The sequence below is a fragment of the Arthrobacter sp. YA7-1 genome, assembly GCF_025960325.1.
Classification (GTDB): domain Bacteria; phylum Actinomycetota; class Actinomycetes; order Actinomycetales; family Micrococcaceae; genus Arthrobacter; species Arthrobacter bambusae_A.
The window spans coordinates 124,377-149,244 of the sequence record NZ_CP110114.1; the positions used below are offsets into that span (position 1 = coordinate 124,377).

The following is a 24,868-nucleotide window of genomic DNA, read 5'->3' on the forward strand; positions in this document are numbered from 1 at the left end:
CGTTGCCTAGCCTAGAAGCATGGTCAACAAGGGCAAGCAACCGCCGAGGGCGCGCACGTCGCCTCCGGCGAAAAGCGCTGCCCGGACGGCAAGCGACAGCGGTTCTGCAAATGGGGGCCGGCCCCAAAGGCGACGGACGAGCCCTGCCGTTTACCGGCGTCGAAGGCTGGTTGTTTTCGGTGCCCTCCTGACGGTCCTGGCGATGCTCGTGGCGGGGGTCGCGGCCATGAGCTCAACCCTTGCAAGCAAGGCCGACTCCGGCGCATCCAACCCCCAGGCGGTCGGAGCCACCCCTGCGAGCCAGACGCCCTCGGCGGATCCGATTGCGGCCACTACAACGCCAACGCCCACCCCGGTGTGCGATCTCAACCTTGTGACAGTGACGGCGTCCACGGACCAGCCTGCCTATGCGGCCGGGCAGAACCCTGTACTGAGCATGAAGATCACCAACGGCGGAGCAGCACCGTGCCAGGTCAACGTCGGCACCTCCCAGATGGAGTTTCTGGTGATGAGCGGCGAGGACCGGATCTTCTCCTCGAAGGACTGCCAGGCGAAGGGCGATGACCTCGTGAAGCAGATCGATCCGGGCAAGAGCGAGACCGCCAACTTCCCGTGGCAACGCAACCGGACGACCGAGGGCTGTGGCGTCATCTCGGCCAAACCGGCCACCGGAACCTACACGTTCAAGGCCATCCTGGGAAACAAGGCGAGCACGAAAACCGTCTTCCAGCTCGGCTAGAGGAACCTGTCCAGCAGGCTGGCTTCGGCCATGCGGCTGAGCCCTTCGCGGACTGTCCGGGCGCGCTGGTCGCCGATGCCATCCACCGTCATGAGGTCGTCGATAGTGGCGGCCATGAGGTACTGGAGTCCGCCGAAATGCTCCACCAAGCGGTCGGCCACGGCTTTCGGAACCGACTTCAACCCGGACAAGAGGCGGTAGCCGCGCGGCTGCACACCGGCGTCGAGCACGTCCATGCCCCCGGCGAAACCGATGATCCCGGCAATCTTGCTGAGGTCAATCAGCTCCGTGGGGCCAAGATCCAAGAGAGCCTGCACGGCGCCGTCGATGTCTTCCGGCGAGGCATTGGTGCCGGCGTAATCGCGGATGATCACGTCGCTGCCCGGGCCGCGGCCCGTTGTGAGCTCTTCCAACTGCAGTGAGAGCAATCTGCCGTCCTCACCGAGCTCCAGGACATACTGTGCGATTTCCTCGGCGATGCGCCGGACCATTTCCTGGCGCTGGAGGGTTACAGCAACGTCGCGGACGGTGACCATGGCCTCGATTTCGAGGGCCGACAGGGCACTGGTGACCTGGTCCAAGCGGGCGCTGTAACGTTCAAGGGTCGCGAGAGCCTGGTTGGCGCGGGCGAGCACCTTCTCGGAACCCTCGAGGACGTGCCGGAGGCCGTTGACGTAGAGGGCGATGATCTGCATGGACTGGCTGACCGAAATCACCGGTACTCCGGTCTGGATGGCCACACGCTCGGCGGTCCGGTGACGGGTTCCGGATTCCTGCGTCTCGATGCTGGAGTCCGGCACAAGCTGGACTGCGGCACGAAGGATGTTTCCGGCGTCCTTGTCGCAGATGATGGCACCGTCCATCTTCGCGAGCTCACGCAGCCGCGTCGGGGAGAAATCGATGCCGATTTCGAAACCGCCGGAGCAGATGGACTCGATGGTCCGGTCCGTTCCCAGCACAATCAATGCGCCGGTGCGCCCACGGAGGATGCGTTCCAGGCCGTCGCGCAACGGTGTTCCGGGGGCCACCCTGCCCAGAGTCGCCTTGAGCGAATCTTCGGGGCTCCGAGCCATAGGTGTTCCCTTCAAAGGTGCACGCAGGCGCGTCCGCAAGTGTGCCGGTTTTCAGCAATCAGTCGACGGGATCAAAATGCCAGGTTTCCCGCAAGCTCAATGATAGAGGTATAGACCGGCAACAACCGCACGGGCAAGCCTTAAAGTGCCCCAAAGAGGGTTATGTGGCGAGTGCTTCGAAACGCGTTCGACGGCGGACGGCGCACGGCCACTTTGGGCTCGCCTCCCGGGGCCCTCACGGAGCCGTCCGGAGGCGTGCGAGCCGCTCAAGGTCGCGTCGTACGCTTTGCAGCGCGGCTTCCCGGGCCGCAGCCCTTCCCGCGTCCGGATGCGACTGCCTCGCGGGAGCGTGGGTTCCGCCTGTGCCGGCGTCCGGGTGGTGTGCCTGCCGGGGCCGTCTCCTGGCGGCCGTGGAGTTCGCTTCGGCGAACCCGGTGGAGTCCGCCGCGGGGGAGGGTCCGAGGGGATCGTAGAACAAGTCATTCCCTGGTTTCATTGATGCCCTGTTCCTTTCATGCCAAGCCGGCAGCTCGGGTGTCTTCCTGGCGATCGGCTCCAACGCGGGCCGGACATGTCCACCATTGACTCAAACTATCGGCGGGTCGTTTCGATGGTTTGTGCACCTCGTTTCGATCCTGTTAAGCGCCGGCCTTGGACCCTGCCGCCGGCGTGGGCCCGGCCTGCGATAAACTTGGTGTCTTGGCTGCGCACAAATCGTGCCGCTTCCTGAGCTGGCTCCCGGTCGGCACGGGGCCCGTATCCAGCCTCCAATCCACGTTCGGCCCGTCATTCCAGTGCGGGCTACGCCCCGATCGCAGCGAAAGTAGCACCGTGTCCCAAGAAGTCCTGAGCCCCGCCCGAGTCCAGGAAATTCACCATGAGGCCTCCCGGCGTCGGACTTTCGCGGTCATTTCGCACCCTGACGCCGGCAAGTCCACGCTCACGGAAGCCCTCGCGCTGCACGCCAAAGTCATCGGCACCGCGGGTGCGTCGAGCGGCAAGGCTAACCGCAAGGAAACCGTTTCCGACTGGATGCAGATGGAAAAGGACCGCGGCATTTCCATCAGCTCAGCGGCATTGCAGTTCTCCTACCGGGACACTGTCATCAACCTGCTGGACACCCCGGGCCACGCCGACTTCTCAGAGGACACCTACCGCGTCCTGGCGGCCGTCGATTGCGCAGTGATGCTGGTGGACGCCGCCAAGGGCCTGGAAACACAGACCATGAAGCTGTTCGAGGTCTGCAAGCAGCGGAACCTGCCGATCATTACGGTGATCAACAAATGGGACCGTCCGGGCCTGGATGCCCTCGCCCTGATGGACGAGATCACCGAGCGCACCGGCCTCCAGCCCATGCCCTTGACGTGGGCCGTGGGCATTTCGGGCGACTTCCGCGGAGTCTGGGACCTGCGGAACGACCGCTTCGCGCGGTTCGCACGCAACAACGCCGGCGCCAACATCGCCATCACCGAGTACTTCACCCCGGAAGAAGCGGCCGAAACCCAGGGCAACAACTGGAGCGACGCCGTCGACGAAGCCGGATTGGTGATCGAATCCAACCTCGAATTCAACGTGGAGAGCTTCCACGCCGGGACGGCAACCCCCATCCTCTTTAGCTCGGCGGCCCTGAACTTCGGGGTCAAGGAGATCTTGGATGCCTTGGTGGATTTCGCGCCTCCGGCCGCACCCCGTCCGGATGTCGACGGCGAACCCCGTTCCGTTGATGCTCCTTTCGCCGGGTTCGTCTTCAAGGTCCAGGCCGGCATGAACAAGGCCCACCGCGACCACGTCGCATTCATCCGTGTGTGCTCCGGCGTTTTCGAGCGCGGCATGGTGGTCACGCAGACACGCACCGGCAAGTCGTTCGCCACCAAGTACGCCCAGCAGGTTTTCGGGCGTGAACGGGAAGTCATCGACGAGGCCTACCCCGGGGACGTCGTGGGTTTGGTGAACGCGTCCTCGCTCCGTGTGGGAGACAGCCTGTTCCTGGACGAACCCGTGGAATTCCCCGCCATTCCGCTCTTTGCGCCCGAGCATTTCCAAGTGGCCCGGTCCAAGGACCCCAGCCGTTTCAAGCAGTTCCGCCGCGGCATCGAACAGCTTGAGCACGAAGGCGTCATCCAGGTGCTCCGTTCCGACGTCCGGGGCGATCAGGCACCCGTGCTCGCCGCAGTCGGTCCGATGCAGTTCGAGGTGGTGGAAGACCGCATGGCACACGACTTCAACGCACCTATGCGCTTGGAGCGGCTCCCGTACTCGATGGCGAGGATCTCGACGGCGGACGCCATGCCGACGCTCGCCAACGTCCCGGGCGCTGAGGTGCTGTTGAGGTCCGACGGGGAATACCTCGCGTTGTTCAACGATGTCTGGGCTCTCCGCCGCATCGAGAAGAACCACCCGAAGCTCACACTGGTCCCGATCGGCACGCACAACCCCGCGAAATAGTAATCCACCGGACATGCCCCTCGAATCGGTCGAGGACTGGACATAATGCCGTTATGTCCAGTGCTTGGTTCGAGCAGGGGGCATGTCCCGTGGGACGTCGAAGCCTGACACTCCGAAGCCAAGCCACCCGCTAGACGATATGTAGCAGGAGGTGGCCGGCTTAGGCGAAACCCCCGTGGAGCCTCTGGACCCTTCTGAAGGCCCATTGTCGCCGGACCGTTTCCGGAGCGTCCAGCTTTTTGGTCCCCCGTCCCCGATGACGGGTTGTTGGACGCTCCGGATCTTGTTCCGGCGCTGATGGCCCTCTATTAGAAGGGTCCGGGAAATGTGGTCCGGGGGCTGGAACCTCCTTTTCAAAGCAAGACGTGGGTTGCCTGCCACACTTGGCGAACAGGTAGAGCCACATTTGAAATTTGGAGGTTCCAGCTATGTTCGAGCGTACAAGCGTCGGCTTGGATGTCCATGCCCGCACCGTTGTCTCATGCGCGTTAGACGCGCAGACCGGCGAAGTCCTTCTGCACCGGATGACTCCGGATCATGGTGAAATTCTCGCCTGGATTCTCTCCCTGCCATCACCGGTCAGAGTCGTTTACGAGGCAGGACCGACCGGCTTCGGCCTGGCCCGGTTCCTGCTGGCCTCCGGAATCGAGACAGTGGTCGCGGCACCATCGAAGCTCCAGCGCCCGTCCGGGGACCGGGTAAAAACCGACGCGAAGGATGCACTGCATCTGGCCCGGCTGCTGAAGCTGGGCGAGGTCACCGGGGTAAGAATTCCATCAGCGGACCAAGAAGCAGCACGGGATCTGGTCCGCTCCCGCGAAGACGTTCGCGGCGATCTGATGCGTTCCCGGCACCGGATTTCCAAACTGCTGTTGCGCCAAGGCATCGTCTATTCCGGCGGGCAAGCCTGGACTGGCACCCATGAACTCTGGCTGGCCCGCCAGCGCTTCGACGCACCGGCCCGGCAGCTGACCTACGAGTCCTCCCTTGAGGCGATGCATGAGATCTCAGACCGCCGTGACCGCCTCGACCAAGCGATCACAGCGATGGCATATGGAAGCGAATACACTCCGGTTGTCCGCGCCCTCCAATGCCTGCGCGGCATCTCCACGCTGACCGCATTTGGACTGGCCGTGGAGATCGGCGACTGGGACCGGTTCACCGGCTCCACAATCGGCGCTTACCTTGGCCTGGTCCCGACGGAGCATTCTTCCGGACAATCCCGATCGCAGGGTTCCATCACGAAAACAGGCAACAGCCACGCCCGCCGGCTGCTCGTTGAAGCGGCCTGGCACCACCGCAGGCCATATAACAACCCCTCCCGGCTCATGCGTTCACGCTGGGAAGAAGCCACCTCCGAAGCACGAACCCGGGGACATGCCGGGAACCGGCGCTTGCACGAACGCTGGCTCAGCTACCTCGAACGCCGCAAACGCCCGGTCATCGCCAACGTCGCCATCGCCCGCGAACTCTCCGGCTGGTGCTGGTCCCTGGCCACCGGCACACATCCGGCCAGCCCCTGATTTCGACAAGCACTTGCCAGCCTCATCCAAGGCAGCAAACACCAAATACCCCCCGGGAACGACCAGTTGGACAGTGGTTCCTTGCAGCGCGTGGAGTAAACCCGCGATACACCTATGGGCAACCCGAAACGAGGCCACGCCCGTCATTGCTAGACCAGCGGTAACCTCCAGCCGAACACATCGTCCTGCGGTACCCAACCCGCGCATATCAGTCTGACCGCGCAGTCGCCAACGACACGCTGACCACACCCAACGGCTCCTCCCGGAGGAACAAAAAAGGAAGCGGTCCCAGGCAACCCAGCCCGCGGACCGCTTCCTCACGCTCTTGACAAATGAGAACTACATATCAGTCGCCAACGACACGCTGACCACACCCAACGGCTCCTCCCGGAGGAACAAAAAAGGAAGCGGTCCCAGGCAACCCAGCCCGCGGACCGCTTCCTCACGCTCTTGACAAATGAGAACTACATATCAGGTGATCAGGAGCTCCAAGGCCTCCGCCAGGTGTGCCACCTCCCGGACCGAGAAACCCTCGGGGACGGGCCCCGGTCCGTTGGGGCTGGCGGGCACCACCGCGTGGGTGAAACCAAGCCGCTGCGCCTCGTGGATGCGCTGGTTGATCCCCGGAACCGGCCGGACCTCGCCGGCCAGGCCAACCTCGCCGAAGGCAATCAGCCGCTGCGGCAGAGCTTTGCGCGCCTTTGCCGAGGCCACGGCAAGCGCCACCGCCAGGTCGGTTGCCGGCTCGCTCAGTTTCACCCCTCCGACAGTGGCCACGTAGGAGTCGTCCTTGTGCAGGATGCAGCCACCCCGCTGTTGGAGCACTGCCAGGAGCATGGCGACACGCGAGCTGTCCAAGCCGCTCGTCGCCCTGCGCGGCTGCGAGCTGGCACTTTCGGCCAAGAGCGACTGCACCTCGGCCAGCAGCGGGCGCCGCCCTTCCATGGTCACGGTGATGCAGGTGCCGGACACCGGCTCGCGCGTCCGGGACACAAAAAGGCCGCTCGGATCGGCTAGGCCTTCAATGCCGGTTTCGTTAAGGTCAAAACAGCCGACGTCGTCCGTGGCGCCGTAGCGGTTCTTGACCGCGCGCAACAAACGCAAGCGGGAATGGCGCTCGCCTTCGAACTGGCACACGACGTCCACCAAGTGCTCCAGGAGGCGAGGACCGGCAATGGAGCCGTCCTTGGTCACGTGGCCAACCAGCAGGGTAGTCATGTTGCGTCGCTTTGCGGCTGCGATGATGGACGCCGCGACCTCCCGGACCTGTGAAACGCCGCCAGCGCTGCCTTCAACGTCGGCGCTGCTGAGTGTCTGCACCGAGTCCACGATCAGCAGCTTCGGCTCAAGCTTCTCCACTTGCCCCAGCGCCTGTCCGAGGTCCGTTTCCGCGGAGAGATAGAGGGTATGCGCCACCGCGTCGATCCGTTCCGCACGGAGCTTGACCTGGGCCGCCGATTCCTCGCCCGTGACGTACAGGACGTCCTGGCCCGTGCGGGCGAACTTCGCCGCGACGTCCAGCAGGAGGGTGGATTTCCCGACGCCGGGTTCCCCCGCAAGCAGGATCACCGCGCCCGGAACCAGCCCTCCACCCAGGACGCGGTCCAGTTCGTCGACGCCGGTGGGCAGGAACGCGGCCGTGGTCCCGTCTACCTCGGCAATCCGGCGGGCCGGCTCCAAAACTGTTGTTGCCGCCGTCGTACGCGCAACTGTGGCGCCGGATTCTTCCACGGTGCCCCACGCCTGGCATTCACCGCAGCGGCCCACCCACTTGACCGTGGTCCACCCGCATTCGGCACATTTGTACGCGGGTGTCTTTGAGGTGCGTGAGGTCTTGGAAGCCATGCGTACAAGGCTAGTGGAGGGGTAGGACAGTCAGGCACGCCTCACTGCAAGGGAGGAAGCACGTCCCTTGCTTCCCGGGGATCCATGCCCGCGGCTTCGAGCAGGTCCACCATCAGCGGGCGGAAGAGCATCACCACTGTTTCGCCCTCGAGCTTCTGCACATGCAGGATCTTGGGGTGCAGCCGGGTGGCAATGTCGGCCAAGTCCTGCCGCGCGCCGCGTAGGTGGGCGCGGCGGGCGCCGTCGTGCACTTCCGCGAGGCCGAGCGACAATTCCTCGACGGCGGCAGAAGTGTCCTGCAGGACCTCGGAAATGCTGTCCGTCGCCTCGTCCGTCAATGCTGCATGGTTGATGGCGCTCGTGAGTCTCCGTGCGAACACCCGGCCGTTGCGGAGGGCGAGGTCGATGGAATCCAGCGATTCCTCCAGCATGGTCAATTCGTCGCGGTGCCGCCGGTACGCCGGGGCGAGCGTCGCCACCTCACCCGAGGCTTTGAGGGATTGGCGCATCCGGTCCACGAGGGGCTGGCAATTCCGGCCACGGATGAGCGCATGCCAGGCCTGGGTCGAATCGCTGTTGATCAATGCGTCGGCACACTCACGGAGGACCTCCGAGAGTTCGTGGAGGAGTTTGCGGACGTCCTGGCGCGGCTCCCGTCGCGGGTCCTTCGGTACCAGCATGGTGACGAGCAGCGCGAAAACCCCGCCCACCACGGCGTCGATGCTGCGGGTGAAAGGCCCCCCGGCCGGCGCGGGCAGCAAGACCACGAGGAGCGATTGCAGGCCAAGTTGGGTGGTGAAGATGGTGCCGCTGTCCAGGAACCGGGCCAGCAGGATGGAGAAGAGGAGCACGACGGCGGCTTGCCAGATCCCCGAACCCAGCCAGTGGAGCAGCAGATCGCCGATGACGATCCCGAGGGTGCAGCCAAGCCCGACCTCCACGACCCGGCGAAGCCGCGGATCCCGCGAGAAGCCGAGCGCGATCAGCGACGAAGTTGCGGCGAAAAGGGGTCCTGTATGCCCCAGGATGTATTCGGCGAACGCGTAGGCGCCCACCGCGCAGACGGTCATCTGGACGGCCGGAACCAGGGAGTTCCTGCTGCGGACGAAGCCGGTGCGCAGCCGCGCCCGCAGGAATTTCTTGCTTGTTGAAAGTCCTTGTGGGGCGGTCATGGCTCAAGTCTATTCAGGAGCGGCGTGCGGGGTGCGGCACGCCGTGGGAGCCGGAAAGTGAGGGGCGTCACTTAATCCCTCACGGCGTGCCAAGCGCAAGGGCGACGCTGCACTTGTAAGCCAATGGTCCACAGCCGTTCATCTGCCGTTCACTTTGGACCGCCGATCCCGTTACCTGCGGCTCATACCGTCAATAAAGGTACAAACTCGTACGCAAATCTTTCGTATGCCGACTTTCTCCCTCGGTACGCATCAGAGAATCCCTGGAAGGGGTACATCCCAGTGAAGGCAACTCGCTTCGGCCGCAACGCGGCAATCGCGGTCCTCGCAGTCGGCGCCCTTGCGCTGACCGCTTGCGGTTCAGACAACGCAACCGGCGCCCCGGCAGCTACCCAGAGCGCCGCAGGCGTCAAGGTCACCGGCACCCTGACCGGCATCGGCTCCTCGGCGCAGGGCGCCGCAATGGACGCCTGGAAGACCAACTTCGCTTCGGCGAACCCGGGTGCCACGGTCCAGTATTCCCCGGACGGCTCGGGCGCAGGCCGCAAGGCCATCCTCGACGGCTCCGCGCAGTTCGCAGGCTCTGACGCCTACCTGACCGACGCTGAGCTGGCCAGCTCCAAGACCAAGTGCGGCACCGACGGCGCCATCAACATCCCGGTCTACATCTCGCCGATCGCCGTAGCCTTCAACATCCCGAACGTCAAGGACTTGAAGCTCGACGCCACCACGGTTGCCAAGATCTTCCGTGGCCAGATCACCAACTGGAACGACCCGGCAATCGCCGCCCTGAACGCCGGCGTCACGCTTCCGGACCTCAAGGTCACCCCGGTCAACCGCTCTGACGACTCCGGAACCACCCAGAACTTCACGGACTACCTGGCATCCGCCGCTCCCTCCGTCTGGACCGACAAGGCTGCCGGCCTGTGGCCTGCATCCTTGAAGGGCGAGAACGCCAAGGGCACCTCCGGCGTCGTCAAGACGGTCACCGACACCCCTGGTGCCGTGACCTACGCTGACGATTCCGCAGTTTCCGGCAAGCTCGGCACCGCGCAGATCAAGGTTGGCTCGGACTTCGTCAAGATCTCCGCCGACGCTGCCGCCAAGGCCGTTGAACTGGGCAAGCCCGTTGCAGGCCGCCCGGCCGGCGACCTTTCCATCAAGCTCGACCGCACCACCACGGATTCCTCGGCCTACCCGGTCGTCCTGGTTTCGTACCACGTCGTCTGCACCACCTACGACAAGCAGGCAACCGCTGACCTGGTCAAGGCATTCGAGAGCTACGTAGTCTCCGACGCCGGCCAGCAGGCCGCCGCCGGCTCCGCCAAGTCCGCTCCGCTCTCCAAGGCGCTGCAGGACAAGGCAAAGGCTGCTGTTGACTCCATCAAGGCCAAGGCCTAAGGACCACAATGGAGTAGTGGTGCTGCGGACCGCAGCACCACTACCCTGAATATCGAGGTTCCCTGTCCCGCGCTGGTGAAACATCACCGGGCGGGGCGGGGAACTTGGCCATTTTTGAGTGAATCTGAAGGATCGTGAAGTGACCACCAACTCCTTGACCACTTCCCAAGGTGCCGGACGCGCCGGGGACAAGGTCTTCTCCGGAGCCACCCTGGCTGCGGGATGCCTGATCCTCGTGGTTCTCTTCGGCGTCGCACTTTTCCTCGTCATCCAGGCCATTCCGGCGCTCGTGGCTCCGCCCTCAGACATCCAAGGCGGCCAGGGCTTCTTCGCCTACATCGGGCCGATCGTGGTTGGCACCCTGATTGCCGCCGTCATCGCTCTTGTGATTGCAACCCCCGTCGCCATCGGCGTTGCCCTGTTCATCTCGCACTACGCGCCCCGCAGGCTTGCTTCGGGTCTTGGCTACGTCGTGGACCTTCTCGCGGCCATTCCTTCCGTGGTCTACGGCGCCTGGGGTGCGGCATTCCTTGCCCCCCAAATTTCGCCGGCTTACGGCTGGCTGGCCACCTACATGGGCTGGCTGCCGATTTTCCAAGGCCCCGCCTCGGCTACCGGCAAGACCATCCTGACCGCGAGCATCGTCCTCTCCGTCATGGTCCTGCCGATCATCACTTCCCTGTCGCGTGAGATCTTCCTGCAGACCCCGAAGCTCCACGAGGAAGCCGCCCTGGCCCTCGGCGCGACCCGCTGGGAAATGATCAAGATGGCCGTTTTGCCGTTCGGCCGCCCGGGTATCGTAAGCGCGATCATGCTGGGCCTCGGCCGTGCACTTGGCGAGACCATGGCCGTCGCGCTGGTCCTGTCCTCCGGTGCCCTGACCGCAAGCCTGATCCAGACCGGCAACCAGACCATTGCCGCGGAAATCGCCTTGAACTTCCCTGAAGCCAGCGGACTCAAGGTCAGCACGTTGATCGCAGCCGGTTTGGTATTGTTCGTCATCACGCTCGGTGTCAACATGATTGCACGCTGGATCATCTCCAGGCACAAAGAATTTTCGGGAGCCAACTAATGACTGTCACAGCCCCCGTAGCGCGCAAACGCTCCGCACTTACCAAGGGCCAGTTGCCCGCGTTCGCACCGTACGTCGTCCTGGCCGTCGCCCTGGTTCTCGGCGCAGCGATCCTTGCATTGATCGGCTTCAACGCCTTCGGCTGGGGCCTCGTGTCCGCCATCCTCTTCGCGATCGGCCTGGTCGGCTGGAGCGCAGTGGTCGAAGGCGGCCGCAAGGCGCGCGACAAGCTCGCCACGTGCCTCATCGTCGGTTCGTTCCTGGTGGCCCTGCTGCCCCTGATTTCGGTGATCTGGACCGTCCTTGTGAACGGCATCCCGGGCATCATCACCCCCGGCTTCCTGACCACATCCATGAACGGCGTCACAGGTTCCCTCGACAACAAGAGCGTGGACGACGGCACGAAGGTCCTCGGTGGCATCTACCACGCTGTCCTGGGCACGGTGCAGATCACGCTGCTCGCCACGGTCATCTCGGTTCCGGTGGGCTTGCTGACCGCGATCTACTTGGTGGAATACGGCAATGACCGGGCCCTCGCCCGCGCCATCACGTTCTTCGTCGACGTCATGACCGGAATCCCCTCCATCGTGGCAGGCCTCTTCTCTGCAGCGTTCTTCTTCGCCGTGGTCGGCCCCGGCACCAAGACCGGTGCGGTCGCCGCCGTCGCGCTTTCAGTACTGATGATCCCGGTGGTGGTCCGCTCCAGCGAGGAAATGCTCAAGATCGTCCCGAACGAGCTCCGCGAGGCTGCCTACGCGCTGGGCGTCCGCAAGTGGCGCACCATCCTCAAGGTGGTCATCCCGACGGCGATCTCCGGCATCGCGTCCGGCGTCACCTTGGCGATCGCCCGCGTGATTGGCGAGACTGCCCCGATCCTCGTCACCGCCGGTTTCGCCACCACCATCAACAACAACGTGTTCGGCGGCTGGATGGCCTCGCTGCCTACGTTCATCTACACGCAGATCCTGAACCCGACCTCGCCGTCCAACCCGGACCCGTCGAGCCAGCGGGCATGGGGTGCCGCACTGGTCCTGATCATCCTGGTGATGCTCCTGAACCTCGGCGCCAGGCTGATCGCCCGGATCTTCGCCCCCAAGGCCGGCCGTTGACCCGCCAGGCCACCCGCACACTTCCAACCACAGCACCGAAGGAACACCATGTCTAAGCGGATCGACGTCAAGGATCTGAACGTCTACTACGGCAGCTTCCTGGCTGTTGAAGGCGTCAACATCAACATTGAAGCCAAATCGGTGACGGCGTTCATCGGCCCGTCCGGCTGTGGAAAGTCCACCTTCCTGCGCACCCTCAACCGCATGCACGAAGTACTGCCCGGGGCGCGCGTCGAGGGTGAAGTCCTGCTCGACGGCGACAACCTCTACGGCCCCGGCGTGGACCCCGTGACGGTCCGCACCCAGGTTGGCATGGTCTTCCAGCGGCCCAACCCGTTCCCCACCATGTCCATCCGCGACAACGTGCTGGCCGGCGTGAAGCTGAACAACAGGAAGATCAGCAAGGGCGCGGCCGACGCGCTCGTGGAGAAGTCCCTGCGCGGCGCCAACCTGTGGAACGAGGTCAAGGACCGCCTCGAGAAACCGGGCTCCGGCCTCTCAGGCGGCCAGCAGCAGCGGCTCTGCATCGCCCGTGCGATCGCAGTGGAACCGCAGGTCATCCTCATGGACGAACCCTGTTCCGCGCTGGACCCGATCTCCACTTTGGCCGTCGAAGACCTCATCAACGAGCTCAAGGACGAATACACCGTGGTGATCGTGACGCACAACATGCAGCAGGCTGCACGTGTTTCCGACAAGACGGCGTTCTTCAACATCGCCGGCACCGGCAAGCCGGGCAAGCTCATCGAGTTCGCTGACACCACCACCATCTTCAACAACCCGTCCCAGAAGGCCACCGAGGACTACGTCTCCGGCCGGTTCGGATAAGGCCCCAGCGGCTCCCTAAAAGCCCGACGGCGACCGTCACCTTCCGAGGTGACTGCCGGCGTCGGGCTTTCGCGTGCCTGGACGACTCCTCAAGTCAGTGCGACAGCGGCGAGAGCGCCAGCCCGACGACGAACGCCACCACGGCGGTGACGATCGGCGTCGCGACCCAGAATCCCAGTATGCGCAGCACCATCCGGCGGTTGGTGACCGAAAAGTTCTGGTTGGTTCCTGCGCCAAGCACTGCCGACGTGACCGTGTGCGTGGTGGAAAGCGGCAAGTGGAATCCGATGGCGCCGACGAACAGCATCAGCGAGGTCAGGCTCTGGGCTATGAATCCCCGCATTGGGTCGACCCTCGTGAGCTTGTAGCCGAGGGTGTACGAGATGCGCCAGCCGCCGCAAAGCGTTCCCGCCGTGAGCATGACAGCCGTCAGCAGGATGACCCAGACCGGGAGGTCGTTGGGGCCGGACACCCCGGCCGCAACGGCGCCCAACAGGATCACCGCTACGGATCGCTGCCCGTCCTGCAGTCCGTGGCCGAACGCGACGGCAGCGGCCGAGACGGATTGTGCATGACGGAAGCGGCTATGCACGACGTCGGGCTGGGTGTAGCGCGCGGCCCACGTGACAGGCCACACGAGCAGGTAGGCGCCGAGGAAGGCAATCACGGGGGACAGCAGCAGCGGCAAGACCACTTGTGCCAGCAGGATATCGTCTACCCCGTTGACGGAGCTGCCACCCATCACGGCGCTGGCGGCTCCGGCGCCCACCAGGCCTCCCACTAAAGCGTGGGTTGACGAGAGCGGCACACCGCGCCACCAAGCGTAGATTCCCCAAAGGATGGCGCTGCACAGCCCTGCGGTGAGCACAGTCAGGCCGGTCATTCCCGGGGGCAGGACCACCCACGACTGGCTGAAAATCAGTGCGAATCCGCCGCTGAGCAGTACACCGGCAAAGTTGAAGACAGCCGCCAACACGACGGCTACAGACGGAGTGAGGGCACGCGTCCGCACAGAGAGTGCGACGGCGGTGGAGACGTCGCGGAAGCCGTTCAGGAATGCGAAGCCAGCCGCCAGTACCACCACAAGGGCGTAGAACGCGACCGCCACCTCATGCTTCCTTGACGATGATGCTGCCTACCTGGGTAGCGACCCGGCGCATGTCCTTGGTGACGTCGACCAGTTGGTTGGCTACGTCGCGATTCCTGGAAAACTGGGTGGACTTCATGTCACGGAGCATCTCGGCCACCCAGGTCCGGTGGCTGCGTTCCGCACGCTTCGCCAGCCGCAGGACCTCGATCCAGTAGTCCTCGAGTTCGTCAAGATCGTCCAGCTGGCGCATGGCATCGACCGTGAGTTCCGCCTGGCGGCTGATGATCTCCAACTGGTCCGCCGCACGCTTGGGCACCCGGTCCAGTTTGTAGAGGGCCACGAGCTCACCCGCGGCATCCAGCTTTTCCATGGCCTCGTTGAGGAAACGGGAAAGGGCATACATGTCTTCGCGGGGGAGCGGGTTCACGAAACTCGTGCGCATATGGGTCAGGAGGGCGAAATGCAGATCCGTGGATTTCGCCTCGTGCTCGTGCATCTCCTCCACAAGCCGTTCGTGCTCCGCGACAGGAGCTCCGAAGATCTCAGAAAGCGTCCCTGTTGCCTCAAGAATCTGGCGGGCCATTTGCGACAACAATTGCAACCCGGCGGGTTCTTGAGGGAAGAGACGCAGCTTCATTTGGCTTCCGGTAGGCGGGAGGGATCGGGATGGGGCGGCGTCTTCGCCGAAGGGCATAAAAATGGTGCCGAACCGGATACGCCTCTCGGCGGTAGGCCGCTCGAAGCGGCTATAAGTTGAAGCCCGGGGGTTTCGCGGTTCGACACCAGTTTCAGTTTTCTACGTCGTCCGAGCTAAGTCAACATTGACAGCTGGCGGTCGGGGTGGTTGTGACGGCCCGTCGCCCTTATATTTCACGTCAGTCCAGCTCTCCGAGGCGCCATGCATTGGCCGCGTGCTCCAGATCTTCGGCGGTCTTCACGAGCTGGTGGGAGTTCCGGGTCAGCTTGCTTGCGTGGCCTTCGTTCGAATGCTCGGCGCTGTCCGCCAAGGTGGCTTGGCCGAGCGCGACGACGCGGCAAAACGCGGCTGAGCGTTCCAGCGCGACGTCGAAATCGCCGTCGAACGCTCCCGAAAGGATGGCATCCGCCATCTGCTTCATCTCGTCGGCTCCCGGCGGCTCGGCGGCCCCCGCCACAACGTGCGACACCTGGGCGGTGTCCCGGCCTGCTTTGAAGTACACGGAAATGCGCTCGGAGTTCTGCATGGTGGCCGCGCGCAACGCATAGAGCCGCCACAAGGCGCCCGGCAAGGACCGCGCGGGACTCTCGGCCCACATTTCGGCGATGGCTTCAAGGCCTTGCTCGTCGGCGAGCTTCACGAGGCGCCTGGTGATCTTGGGATCGTCACTGTCCCTGCCTCGGCGCACGAGGGCCTGGGCGGCAAGGTGCGCTGCTTCGGACACGCGCGCGGGGTCCGCTCCACCGGCAAAAGGCTCGAAGTCAACCGGCGCGAAGGGTTTCGGCTTGTGGTGCCTATTTGCTCCGCCGTACACAGGAGGTCCCGATTGTTCGCTCATGCCCCAACGCTACTCCTGTGTTTTCGCTCGTGCACTCTTGACTGGGGGCGTTCCTTCCTGACCTTCTTTGAATCCGTGGGCACCGCGACTCGCCGTTGTGGGCGTGTGTCGTCGGCGGGGTTTGGATCAAAAGAGGTCAGGACGGCGCGGGTGCTGCCCGTGTCAAAACGGCCTTGAGCTTGAGGTACAGTATTTATGGCTGTTTCTACAGTCGGCAGGGGCCTTTAGCTCAGTTGGTAGAGCATCGGACTTTTAATCCGTGGGTCGTGGGTTCGATCCCCACAGGGCCCACCCTTAAACCCCCGGAACCGCTCGGTTCCGGGGGTTTACTTGTGCCAGGCGAAACTACGGCGTGGCCCACGTGGCCGGGTGGCGGCCGAGCGGTCCGGCTTGCTGCGACCACCGCGCGGGGATGCCGTCGATGCGACCGGGGAGAGGCACGTGTTGCGCCGGCCCCCAGTGAGTGGTGGTTGCGGTCAGGGTGAAGTCTGTCGGTGTAGCTACGGCCAGGTGGTCGTCCGGCGGGGTCAGCGAGTACAGCAGGTTTGCCGTGCCAATGAGTGAGCCCTGCATGCGGGCGGTCATCGAGTGGGTGAGCCGCCGGGTCAGGGCACGGGCAACGGCCGCACCCAATAGCCAGCCGGTCGCATGGTCGAGCGCTTGAACGGGAAGCGGCGTCGGCTCCGCTTCGCCCGTGGCCGTCGCTCCGTCGTTAGCGATCCCGCAGCTCATCTGGACCAGGCTGTCGAAGCCGCGGCGGTTGCGCCAAGGTCCCTCCCAGCCGTACGCGTCCAGGCTGGCGATGATCAGGCCGGGGTTCACGGCGGCCAGCGCCTCGTCGTCGTAACCCAAGCGTTTCAGGGCGTCGGCCCGCAGCCCCGATACGAGCACATCGGCACCCGCGAGCAGTTTCTCAAACGTCGAGCGGTCGCTTGGGGCAGTGAGATCCAAAGCGGCCGTACGTTTGCCGAGCGTCGTCTCAGGCAGCAACGAGGGCACCTCGTCAAAGCCTGGCGGGTCGATCCGCAGCACGTCGGCACCGTAACCAGCGAGGAACTTGGTGCACACCGGTCCAGCGATCACCCGCGTCAGGTCCAGCACGCGCACCCCGTCGAAGGGCAGACGCCCGACGGCGTTCGGCATCCCGGTGCCCGGCGAGGGGCGCTCGACGACGGACATGGGCGGCGCGTCCGCCGTCGCCATCCCTGGAGCGGAAGCAAGCCATTGCCCGCGGTGGTGCATGACGGCGGCACATCCGCCCGCGTCGACGATCGCCGTCTCCAACTCTTCGGCGCGCAACCCTGCCACCGCGGCCTGAACCGTGTCGCGGTCATGGGCGCCCAGAACGCGCTCGACGGCGGCACGGTGGCTCGCGTAGTTGGTGTGCAGCCGGATCCAGGCGTCGGCCGCGCGGTAGTTGCCGGCGATGGGGTCCCACAAAGGTGGGCGGGTCCAGCCGATCGGGGCGAACAGCCTCTCGGAGGCGAACGCCGCGCACGAATCCCGACTGTCTATCGTCACCGCTCGCGACCCTGACTGGCGGCGGGCTGCGAGGAACTGATCAGCGGCCACTGTCGCGACGGCGACCGCTCCCGTCGCGAGTCCTGTCACGTCGAACGCCGCCGGGAGAACCGACCTCGGTCCGGTAGTCGTTAGCTGAGTGGCCGGCCAATCAGCATCATCGGCACCGATTGCGTGCCACATCCGGGAGGCCACATCAGCGAAACTGTCGTTCACACTCACCATTCTTGACGGGCCAACACGAAACGAGCAATGGCAGCCGGATCCAACGCTTCCTGCCCAAGTGGGCCTTCAACTGCCAGACTGTTCTTCATGCAAGCGCTTTTGGACGGACTCCTGAATACCAGCCCGCTCGTGATCGCCTGCATCGTTTTTGCCCTCGTGTTCGCTGAGGATGCAATCTTTGTGGGCTTTGTGATCCCCGGTGAAACGGCAGCGGTGGTCGGCGGCGTGATTGCAAGCCGGGGGCTCTTCGAATTGTGGGCCATGATCCTCATTGTGGTGACTGCCGCGATCACGGGAGACACCGTGGGCTACGAGATTGGCAAGCACCTCGGCCCGCGGGTGATGGCGCTGAAAATTCTGGACAAGAGGCGCGCCCAATTGCAGAGGGCCGAAGACTTCCTCAAAGACAAAGGCGGCGTAGCGGTGCTCCTGGGCAGGTTTACCGCCTTCTTTCGTGCCGTCATGCCCGCGCTCGCAGGACTCAGCCGCATGCCCTACCGGCGCTTCGCGTTCTGGAACTTCAGCGGCGGCATTATCTGGGGGTCCTTGTTCGTGACGCTCGGCTATGTGGCCGGAAATTCGTACGAAGAAGTGGCGCGCGTGGTGGGCCGGGGCGCCGCGGCTGTGGTGGCAGTAATCGTAGTGGCGATCCTGCTTGTGTGGCAGCTCAGGAGGCACCGCGCCAAGAAGGCGTGATGCCGCAGGAGCGTGGAAATCCCGCCGAAACCTCAGGGCTTTAGGCTGGTCACAATTCGTTCGGGAGGGGTAGTGAAAGGTCGAACTGGATATGTCTGACGTTTGGCGTTATAACCGTAGTAGCTGCCCCGACGTCCTCGGCTTTATCTGAGCCTCGAGTGATCTGATGTCCGCTTCCGCAGCACAGAACTTTTAAGGAGAACCGATGCATCTTTTGCCCCGTGAGCAGGAAAAGCTCATGATCGTGGTCGCGGCAGACCTCGCCCGCCGTCGGCAATCCCGCGGCCTAAAGCTCAACTTCCCCGAAGCCGTGGCGATCATCAGCTACGAACTGATCGAGGGCGCCCGGGACGGCAAGACCGTTGCCGAACTGATGAGTTACGGAACCACCCTGCTTCGCCGTGAGGATGTCATGGAGGGAGTGCCCGAGATGATCCATGATGTCCAGATCGAGGCGACTTTCCCTGATGGCACCAAGCTCGTCACCGTCCACGATCCGATCCGCTAGGAGGCCAACATGATTCCCGGTGAATACCGTCTCCAATCGGAGCCCATCGCTTGCAACAGCGGACGCGAGGCAATCGCCGTCGAAGTAGTCAACCGTGGCGACCGCCCCGTCCAGGTGGGTTCGCATTACCACTTTGCCGAATCGAACCCCGCGCTCGATTTCGACCGCGAAGCCGCCTATGGCCGCCGGCTGGACATCCCCGCGGGAACGGCCGCGCGCTTCGAACCAGGCGATTCCAAGACCGTCAGGCTCGTGGCCCTTGCGGGCAGCCGCGAAGTCTACGGACTGCGGAACGCCGTCAATGGTCCCCTTGACGCGGACGCCGGAAAGAACGACGGCGGCGCTGCCGCTTCCACCGGGGGGTCTGCCGCCACCGAAGGGCCCGGGGCCAGCAAGGAAGGGACAGCCCAATGAGCTTCGAAATTTCGCGCAAGCAGTACGCAGACCTCTACGGCCCGACGACGGGCGATTCCATCCGCTTGGCGGACACCGAGCTTTTCCTTGAGATCGAGAAGGACTACACGGTCTACGGCGAAGAGGTCATGTTCGGCGGAGGCAAGGTGGTCCGCGACGGCATGGGGCAGAACGGCCAAGTGACCCGGGATGAGGACGTCCCGGACACCGTCATTTCGAACGTGATGGTCCTCGACTACACGGGAATCTACAAGGCCGACGTGGCGCTCAAAGACGGCCACATCTTCAAGATCGGCAAGGCAGGCAACCCCCAAATCGCCGACGGCGTGGACATCGTGATCGGGGCCAGCACCGAAATGATCGCCGGAGAGGGCAAGATCCTCACCGCAGGCGGCGTCGACACCCACATCCACTACATTTCCCCGGACCAGGTCCCCACGGCCCTGTGCAGCGGCATCACCACCATGGTGGGCGGTGGCACGGGGCCCGCAGAAGGCACCAAGGCGACCACCATCACGCCTGGCAAATGGCACATTTCACGGATGCTGCAAGCCGCGGAAGGGCTGCCGATCAATATCGGCCTGTTCGGCAAGGGCCACGCGTCCGCCATCGAGCCGCTCGCCGAACAGATCCGCGCAGGAGCAGTGGGCCTCAAAGTCCATGAGGACTGGGGCGCCACGACGTCGTCGATCGACATGTCCCTGCGCGTAGCCGACGAATACGACGTCCAGGTAGCCATCCACACCGACACCCTTAACGAGTGCGGATTCGTGGAGGACACCATCAAGGCCATCGACGGCCGCGTAATCCACACTTTCCACACGGAAGGCGCGGGCGGCGGGCACGCCCCGGACATCATCAAGATCGCCGGACTGACCAACGTGCTCCCGGCGTCCACCAACCCCACGCTCCCGTACACGCGCAACACCATCGAAGAGCACTTGGACATGCTCATGGTGTGCCACCACCTCAACCCGGACATCCCGGAAGACGTGGCGTTCGCCGATTCCCGCATCCGGGCCGAAACCATCGCCGCCGAAGACGTGCTCCAAGACTTGGGCATCTTCTCCATGACGTCCTCGGATTCCCAGGCCATGGGCCGCGTGGGCGAAGTCGTCATCCGCACGTGGCAAGTGGCCGACGCCATGAAGCGGCAGCGGGGTGTGCTCAAGGATCCGTCAGGTGCAAGCCACGGCGCTGCAAACGGCCTTGGCGGGGAAAGCGACAACTTCAGGATCAAGCGCTACATCTCCAAATACACCATCAACCCCGCCATCGCGCAGGGCATGGCGGACTCCATCGGCTCCGTGGAAGTGGGCAAGTTCGCCGACCTCGTCCTCTGGAATCCAGCCTTCTTCGGAGTGAAGCCGGAACTGGTCCTCAAGGGCGGCCAGATTGCCTACGCCCTCATGGGCGATTCCAACGGCTCCATCCCCACCCCGCAGCCGCGCACCATGCGCCCGATGTTCGCCACTCACGGCAAGGCCTTGCAGCAGTCCTCCATCACTTTCCTGTCGAAGGCCGCCATCGATGCCGGTGTACCGGAAGAGCTTGGCCTTGAACGCGTCATCCGCCCGGTGTCCGGCATCCGGAACTTGCGCAAAGCGGACCTGAAGTTCAACGGCGAGACGCCCGATATCGCCGTCGACCCCGAAACCTACAAAGTGACGGTCGACGGCGAAGACGTCACCTGTGAGCCTTCCGACGTGCTGCCCATGGCCCAGCGCTACTTCCTTTTCTAGATCGCCCGAGGAGAAACACATGATCATCGAAAAGATCCTCGGCAACCTGCACGAACTGCCCGACCCCGAACAGTACGCCGGCCACCACAAGGAGAAGGTCGTCCTACCCAGCGCCCAACTGGTCAAACGCATCCAGCGCGTCACCACGGACCACGGGAAAGAGCTCGGCATCCGCCTCCCGGCCGGATCCGGCGACCTGCGCGACGGCGACATCCTCGTCGTCGAGGACGCGAACCTGATCGTGGTGTCCGTGCTGCCGAGCGACGTCCTGGTCATCGCCGCCCGCAGCATCTACGAAATGGGCGTAGTGGCGCACTCCCTCGGCAACCGGCACCTCCAGGCCCAGTTCTTCGACGGGTCTTCCGAGTACGGGGCCGAAGTCATGGTGTGCCAGTACGACCACACGGTCGAGGACTACCTCAAGCACGTCGGTGTGCCTTACGACCGCCAGGAACGCGTCATGCCGGTGCCTTTCCGCCATGCTGAACACACGCACTAGTCTCCTGGGCCGATGGTCGGGTTGGCTGCTTTGTCGTCTCGCCTTGAGGGGGTGGCATGGCTTCTTATCAGCTTGCGTTGCAGCAGCTCACTGACTCCGCGTTGCCTACTGGGGCGTTTGCGCATTCTCTTGGATTCGAGACGTACATTGACCGCGGGTTGGTTCACGATGAAGCCTCGTTCGGCACCTGGCTGGCTGCGTTTGTGGGGCAGCAGTTGACTTATTCCGATGGTTTGGGCTTTCGGTTCCTTTATGAAGGGGTGAGTGTGGGGGAGTTGGATGCTCATTTGAGCGCCCAGCTCTTGCCTCGGCAGTTGCGGGAGGCCAGTACCAAAATGGGCGGGCGGCTGATCGAGATCGGAACCGAAGTCTTTCGGTCGGCCGAGCTGGAGGCGTACCGGACTCTGGTGACCACGGGCCGGGCCGCCGGCCATCAGCCGCTGGCGTTCGCCGTCGTCGCGCGCTCGCTGGGCGTGCCCTTCGAAGAAGCGCTGGCCGGGTACCTTTTCGCGGCGGTCACCTCCCTGACCCAGAACGCCGTGCGCGCCATCCCGCTCGGCCAGAACTCCGGGCAGCGGCTGCTGCGCGAAGCGCACGACGACGTCGCTGCCGCCGTCGAACATGTCCGGCACCTCGGCTGGGACGACTTCGGAGCCGTCAGCCCCGGCCTGGAAATTTCGCAGATGCGGCACGAATGGCAACGTGCACGCATGTTCATGAGCTAGAACCAAAGGAGGACACATGTCTGAACCCATCAAGATCGGCATCGGCGGCCCGGTAGGTGCCGGCAAAACGCAGCTCGTGGAGCGCCTGACCCGCCACATGAGCCGGGAAATCTCCATGGCCGCCATCACCAACGACATCTACACGATCGAAGACGCCAAAATCCTCGCGGCCAACGGCATCCTGCCCGAGGACCGCATCATTGGCGTCGAAACCGGCGGCTGCCCGCACACCGCCATCCGCGAAGACACCTCCATGAACACGGCCGCCATCGAGGAACTCAAGAAACGCCACCCGGACCTGCAGGTCATCTTCGTCGAATCCGGCGGCGACAACCTCTCCGCAACGTTCAGCCCCGAACTCGTGGACTTCTCGATCTACATCATCGACGTCGCACAGGGCGAAAAAATCCCCCGCAAAGCCGGCCAAGGCATGATCAAGTCGGACCTCTTCATCATCAACAAGACCGACCTCGCCCCGTTCGTCGGCGCAGACCTGTCAGTGATGGAGCGGGACTCCAAGGAATTCCGCGGCGACAAGCCGTTCTGCTTCACCAACCTGAAGACCGACGAAGGGCTCGACAAGGTCATCGCATGGATGCGGCACGATGTCCTGATGCTCGATCTGGCCCAATGAGCACGACGGCTACGGCGGCTGAGCTCTCACCGGCGGATGGGTCACCTCCGGCGGCTCCGCCGGATTTGGGGCCGTGCCCGCTTCGCGGTGCCCGCCACGCCGCGGCCCCCAAATCCGGCTTCGCCGCCTCTTCGAGCAACTCGCCGCGGGGCGAGCTCAGCCTGCGGGTCGCCTTGCGTGCTGGTCGATCCGTGGCCGTGCAGCAGTTTCATCAGGGTGCCTTGCGGGTGTTGAGGCCGCATTACTTGGATGGGTCGGGACAGGTTTGTTATGTCATGGTCAATCCGGGCGGGGCGTATTTGGGGGCGGATCTCTATGTTGTGGATGTCGAGGTCGAGGATGGGGCCTCTCTGCTCTTGACGACGCAGTCGGCCACGAAGATCTATCGGACGCCGGAATCGTTTGCCGAGCAGCGGATGACAATCCGGCTGGGGGAGGGGGCGGAGCTGGAGTTGGCTCCGGACCAGCTCATCGCCTACCGGGAGGCCAGTTATCGGCAGAATACGCGCATCACTGTGCGCCCGACGTCGAGCCTGGTCATGGCGGAAGTCATCACTCCGGGCTGGTCGCCGGACGGTGCTTCTTTCAAGTACCGGGAACTGCGCCTCCGGAACGAGATCCAGGTGGAGGGCGACGACGGCGCGGCGCTGCTCGCGCTCGACAACCTCCTGATCCGGCCGCCCCTGGGCGATGTGACCGGGTTGGGCTTCATGGAGGGGTACAGCCACCTGGGTTCGCTCGTTGTGGTGGATCCGCGGGTTGATCAGGCGCTCGCCGATCAACTGCACCGGCTGACGGCAGGGTATGACGCGTACTCCGGCTTGTCCCTGAGTCGGAGCATCGCGGGCACAACGGGCCTGGTCCTGCGGTCCCTTTCGAACAGCACCGAGGAACTGAATCGATTGCTGGGCGCCTGTACCGGCCTCTTGCGCGAAAGCTGGTACGGCAGGGCCCCGCTGAACCTCAGGAAGTACTGATGACGTCACTCGCGGAACTTGCCTCGATGTACCGCCGGCGTGAGCATCTCCCGATGAAATCGCGCCTCGCGTTCATGTTCGGCTCCGTCGTCCTCCTGCACCTTGGCGCCGTCGTGCTCCTGTTGGTGGGTGGCGCCGGTGGCGGGCAGCCGCTGGCGTTGGGGCTCGTGCTGACGGCCTATGTGGCCGGCATAAAGCACAGCTACGACTGGGACCACATCGCCGCGATCGACAATTCCACGCGAAAATTCGTGGCGCAACGCAAGGACCCAGTAAGCGTCGGCTTTGCCTTCAGCCTAGGCCACAGCTCCGTGGTGATCCTGGCCGGTGTAATGGTGGTCGGCGGCGCCAGCCTCGTGGGCCAGCTCATGGAGGACGGCACCACCGGACACCTCGTGCTGGGGCTGATCGGCAGCGGCGTCTCCGGGATCTTCCTCCTGGCCATGGGTATCTTCAACGGGTCTGCGTTCCTTCGTACGATGCAGTTGTACCGCGCCGCCCAGGCCGGTGGCGCGATCGCCGTCGACGACCTCGAAACCAAAGGGTTCATCGCGCGCCTCCTGGCCAAGCCGCTGTCCAAGGTCCAGCGTCCGCGGAGCATCTACGTGATCGGGTTCTTGTTCGGCCTCGGATTCGACACCGCCACCACCATCGGGCTGCTGGTGCTTACGACGGCGGCCTCGCTTGCGGGAGTGTCCGTGCTCGCCCTCCTGGCACTACCGCTGGCTTTCACCGCGGCAATGACCCTCTGCGATTCCGTCAACGGGGTGGCCATGATGCGTATGTACAAGTCGGCTATCAACGATCCCCGGCGCAAGCTTGGATTCAATGCGATCATCACTGGCATCTCGGCCTTCTCGGCGCTCTTCATCTCGGTCATCACGCTGGGTGGTTTCCTCAACGCGGCCTTCGGGCTGCGCGATCCGGTCACCACGTGGTTGGGCGAAATAGACCTCGGCGACGCCGGGCTGGTGCTGATTGGGCTGTTCGTCGTCGTTTGGGTGGTCGCAGCCGTGCGGTTCCGGGTCCGCGCAGCGCTCCGTGGGAAGCCCTGACGACGCCCGCTCACTTATAACCCGAATTCTGACGACGCCC

24 protein-coding genes and 1 tRNA gene are annotated in these 24,868 nt (G+C 64.2%); 17 read left to right on the forward strand and 8 right to left on the reverse strand.

The genetic code is table 11. The features are described 5' to 3' along the window. Window positions 1-19 precede the first annotated feature (19 nt). Complete coding sequence (locus OIT41_RS00600) at window positions 20-739, forward strand: hypothetical protein (RefSeq protein WP_264637176.1); 720 nt, start codon at window positions 20-22, stop codon at window positions 737-739. On the opposite strand, the gene disA is transcribed toward OIT41_RS00600, so the two are convergent. Both disA and OIT41_RS00610 read right to left on the reverse strand, forming a co-directional pair. Continuing rightward, window positions 736-1,812: a DNA integrity scanning diadenylate cyclase DisA gene (gene disA, locus OIT41_RS00605; RefSeq protein ID WP_078106957.1), complete on the reverse strand. Its 1,077-nt coding sequence runs from the start codon at window positions 1,810-1,812 to the stop codon at window positions 736-738. The genes OIT41_RS00600 and disA overlap by 4 nt on opposite strands. Before the next feature lie 235 nt (window positions 1,813-2,047). Continuing rightward, on the reverse strand, window positions 2,048-2,308 hold the full coding sequence (locus OIT41_RS00610) for a hypothetical protein (RefSeq protein WP_078106956.1): 261 nt from the start codon (window positions 2,306-2,308) through the stop codon (window positions 2,048-2,050). Between the two features lie 335 nt (window positions 2,309-2,643). Here OIT41_RS00610 and OIT41_RS00615 point away from each other — a divergent pair, with 335 nt between their 5' ends. Continuing rightward, window positions 2,644-4,257, forward strand: coding sequence for a peptide chain release factor 3 (locus tag OIT41_RS00615; RefSeq protein ID WP_078106955.1), 1,614 nt, complete (start codon window positions 2,644-2,646; stop codon window positions 4,255-4,257). 428 nt (window positions 4,258-4,685) lie between these two features. Further along, a complete protein-coding gene (locus tag OIT41_RS00620) occupies window positions 4,686-5,780 on the forward strand; it encodes an IS110 family transposase (protein WP_241707169.1) in 1,095 nt (364 codons plus the stop codon). Between the two features lie 471 nt (window positions 5,781-6,251). On the opposite strand, the gene radA is transcribed toward OIT41_RS00620, so the two are convergent. Together radA and OIT41_RS00630 are read right to left on the reverse strand one after the other, a co-directional pair. Further along, a complete protein-coding gene (gene radA, locus OIT41_RS00625) occupies window positions 6,252-7,625 on the reverse strand; it encodes a DNA repair protein RadA (protein WP_078106953.1) in 1,374 nt (457 codons plus the stop codon). Between the two features lie 41 nt (window positions 7,626-7,666). Then, complete coding sequence (locus tag OIT41_RS00630; RefSeq protein ID WP_078106952.1) at window positions 7,667-8,797, reverse strand: FUSC family protein; 1,131 nt, start codon at window positions 8,795-8,797, stop codon at window positions 7,667-7,669. 282 nt (window positions 8,798-9,079) lie between these two features. Here OIT41_RS00630 and pstS point away from each other — a divergent pair, with 282 nt between their 5' ends. The 4 genes from pstS to pstB all read left to right on the forward strand — a co-directional run bounded on the left by pstS (window position 9,080) and on the right by pstB (window position 13,207). Further along, the gene (pstS, locus tag OIT41_RS00635) at window positions 9,080-10,198 is read left to right on the forward strand and encodes a phosphate ABC transporter substrate-binding protein PstS (RefSeq protein WP_241707170.1); all 1,119 of its coding nucleotides are present in this window, start codon (window positions 9,080-9,082) and stop codon (window positions 10,196-10,198) included. Window positions 10,199-10,337: 139 nt separating this feature from the next. After that, window positions 10,338-11,270, forward strand: a complete 933-nt coding sequence (gene pstC, locus OIT41_RS00640) for a phosphate ABC transporter permease subunit PstC (protein ID WP_241707171.1) — start codon at window positions 10,338-10,340, stop codon at window positions 11,268-11,270. Then, a complete protein-coding gene (pstA, locus tag OIT41_RS00645; RefSeq protein WP_241707172.1) occupies window positions 11,270-12,379 on the forward strand; it encodes a phosphate ABC transporter permease PstA in 1,110 nt (369 codons plus the stop codon). Before pstC ends, pstA begins: the two co-directional genes overlap by 1 nt. A 48-nt stretch (window positions 12,380-12,427) precedes the next feature. After that, window positions 12,428-13,207 carry a phosphate ABC transporter ATP-binding protein PstB gene (gene pstB, locus OIT41_RS00650; protein WP_078106948.1) on the forward strand — a complete coding sequence of 260 codons (780 nt, stop codon included), beginning with the start codon at window positions 12,428-12,430 and terminating at the stop codon, window positions 13,205-13,207. A 94-nt stretch (window positions 13,208-13,301) separates the two neighbouring features. On the opposite strand, the gene OIT41_RS00655 is transcribed toward pstB, so the two are convergent. The 3 genes from OIT41_RS00655 to OIT41_RS00665 form a co-directional block, all read right to left on the reverse strand. Next, a complete protein-coding gene (locus OIT41_RS00655) occupies window positions 13,302-14,315 on the reverse strand; it encodes an inorganic phosphate transporter (protein WP_241707173.1) in 1,014 nt (337 codons plus the stop codon). Between the two features lies 1 nt (window position 14,316). Further along, complete coding sequence (locus OIT41_RS00660) at window positions 14,317-14,934, reverse strand: DUF47 domain-containing protein (RefSeq protein WP_078106946.1); 618 nt, start codon at window positions 14,932-14,934, stop codon at window positions 14,317-14,319. Window positions 14,935-15,172: 238 nt separating this feature from the next. Next, window positions 15,173-15,832 (reverse strand): hypothetical protein, encoded by a 660-nt coding sequence (locus OIT41_RS00665; RefSeq protein WP_078106945.1) that lies wholly within the window; start codon window positions 15,830-15,832, stop codon window positions 15,173-15,175. Window positions 15,833-16,050: 218 nt separating this feature from the next. On the opposite strand from OIT41_RS00665, the gene OIT41_RS00670 reads away from it, so the two are divergent. Then, a tRNA-Lys gene (locus OIT41_RS00670) sits at window positions 16,051-16,123 on the forward strand. A gap of 54 nt (window positions 16,124-16,177) precedes the next feature. On the opposite strand, the gene OIT41_RS00675 is transcribed toward OIT41_RS00670, so the two are convergent. Beyond that, window positions 16,178-17,569, reverse strand: a complete 1,392-nt coding sequence (locus OIT41_RS00675; protein ID WP_264637177.1) for a CoA transferase — start codon at window positions 17,567-17,569, stop codon at window positions 16,178-16,180. 96 nt (window positions 17,570-17,665) lie between these two features. Between OIT41_RS00675 and OIT41_RS00680 the strand changes: the two genes are divergently transcribed. The 9 genes from OIT41_RS00680 to OIT41_RS00720 all read left to right on the forward strand — a co-directional run bounded on the left by OIT41_RS00680 (window position 17,666) and on the right by OIT41_RS00720 (window position 24,828). Then, window positions 17,666-18,274 carry a DedA family protein gene (locus OIT41_RS00680; RefSeq protein ID WP_264637178.1) on the forward strand — a complete coding sequence of 203 codons (609 nt, stop codon included), beginning with the start codon at window positions 17,666-17,668 and terminating at the stop codon, window positions 18,272-18,274. Between the two features lie 205 nt (window positions 18,275-18,479). Next, window positions 18,480-18,782 (forward strand): urease subunit gamma, encoded by a 303-nt coding sequence (locus OIT41_RS00685; RefSeq protein WP_078106942.1) that lies wholly within the window; start codon window positions 18,480-18,482, stop codon window positions 18,780-18,782. A gap of 9 nt (window positions 18,783-18,791) precedes the next feature. Beyond that, window positions 18,792-19,196 (forward strand): urease subunit beta, encoded by a 405-nt coding sequence (locus tag OIT41_RS00690; RefSeq protein WP_241707176.1) that lies wholly within the window; start codon window positions 18,792-18,794, stop codon window positions 19,194-19,196. Beyond that, on the forward strand, window positions 19,193-20,938 hold the full coding sequence (gene ureC, locus OIT41_RS00695; RefSeq protein ID WP_241707177.1) for an urease subunit alpha: 1,746 nt from the start codon (window positions 19,193-19,195) through the stop codon (window positions 20,936-20,938). Before OIT41_RS00690 ends, ureC begins: the two co-directional genes overlap by 4 nt. 19 nt (window positions 20,939-20,957) lie before the next feature. Continuing rightward, window positions 20,958-21,437: an urease accessory protein UreE gene (gene ureE, locus OIT41_RS00700; protein ID WP_241707178.1), complete on the forward strand. Its 480-nt coding sequence runs from the start codon at window positions 20,958-20,960 to the stop codon at window positions 21,435-21,437. Between the two features lie 56 nt (window positions 21,438-21,493). Continuing rightward, on the forward strand, window positions 21,494-22,162 hold the full coding sequence (locus OIT41_RS00705; protein ID WP_241707179.1) for an urease accessory protein UreF: 669 nt from the start codon (window positions 21,494-21,496) through the stop codon (window positions 22,160-22,162). A 16-nt stretch (window positions 22,163-22,178) separates the two neighbouring features. Next, window positions 22,179-22,796 (forward strand): urease accessory protein UreG, encoded by a 618-nt coding sequence (ureG, locus tag OIT41_RS00710; RefSeq protein WP_078106937.1) that lies wholly within the window; start codon window positions 22,179-22,181, stop codon window positions 22,794-22,796. Continuing rightward, window positions 22,793-23,773 (forward strand): urease accessory protein UreD, encoded by a 981-nt coding sequence (locus OIT41_RS00715; RefSeq protein ID WP_372489598.1) that lies wholly within the window; start codon window positions 22,793-22,795, stop codon window positions 23,771-23,773. The genes ureG and OIT41_RS00715 overlap by 4 nt, the downstream gene beginning before the upstream one ends. Then, on the forward strand, window positions 23,773-24,828 hold the full coding sequence (locus OIT41_RS00720; protein ID WP_241707180.1) for a HoxN/HupN/NixA family nickel/cobalt transporter: 1,056 nt from the start codon (window positions 23,773-23,775) through the stop codon (window positions 24,826-24,828). The genes OIT41_RS00715 and OIT41_RS00720 overlap by 1 nt, the downstream gene beginning before the upstream one ends. Window positions 24,829-24,868 lie beyond the last annotated feature (40 nt).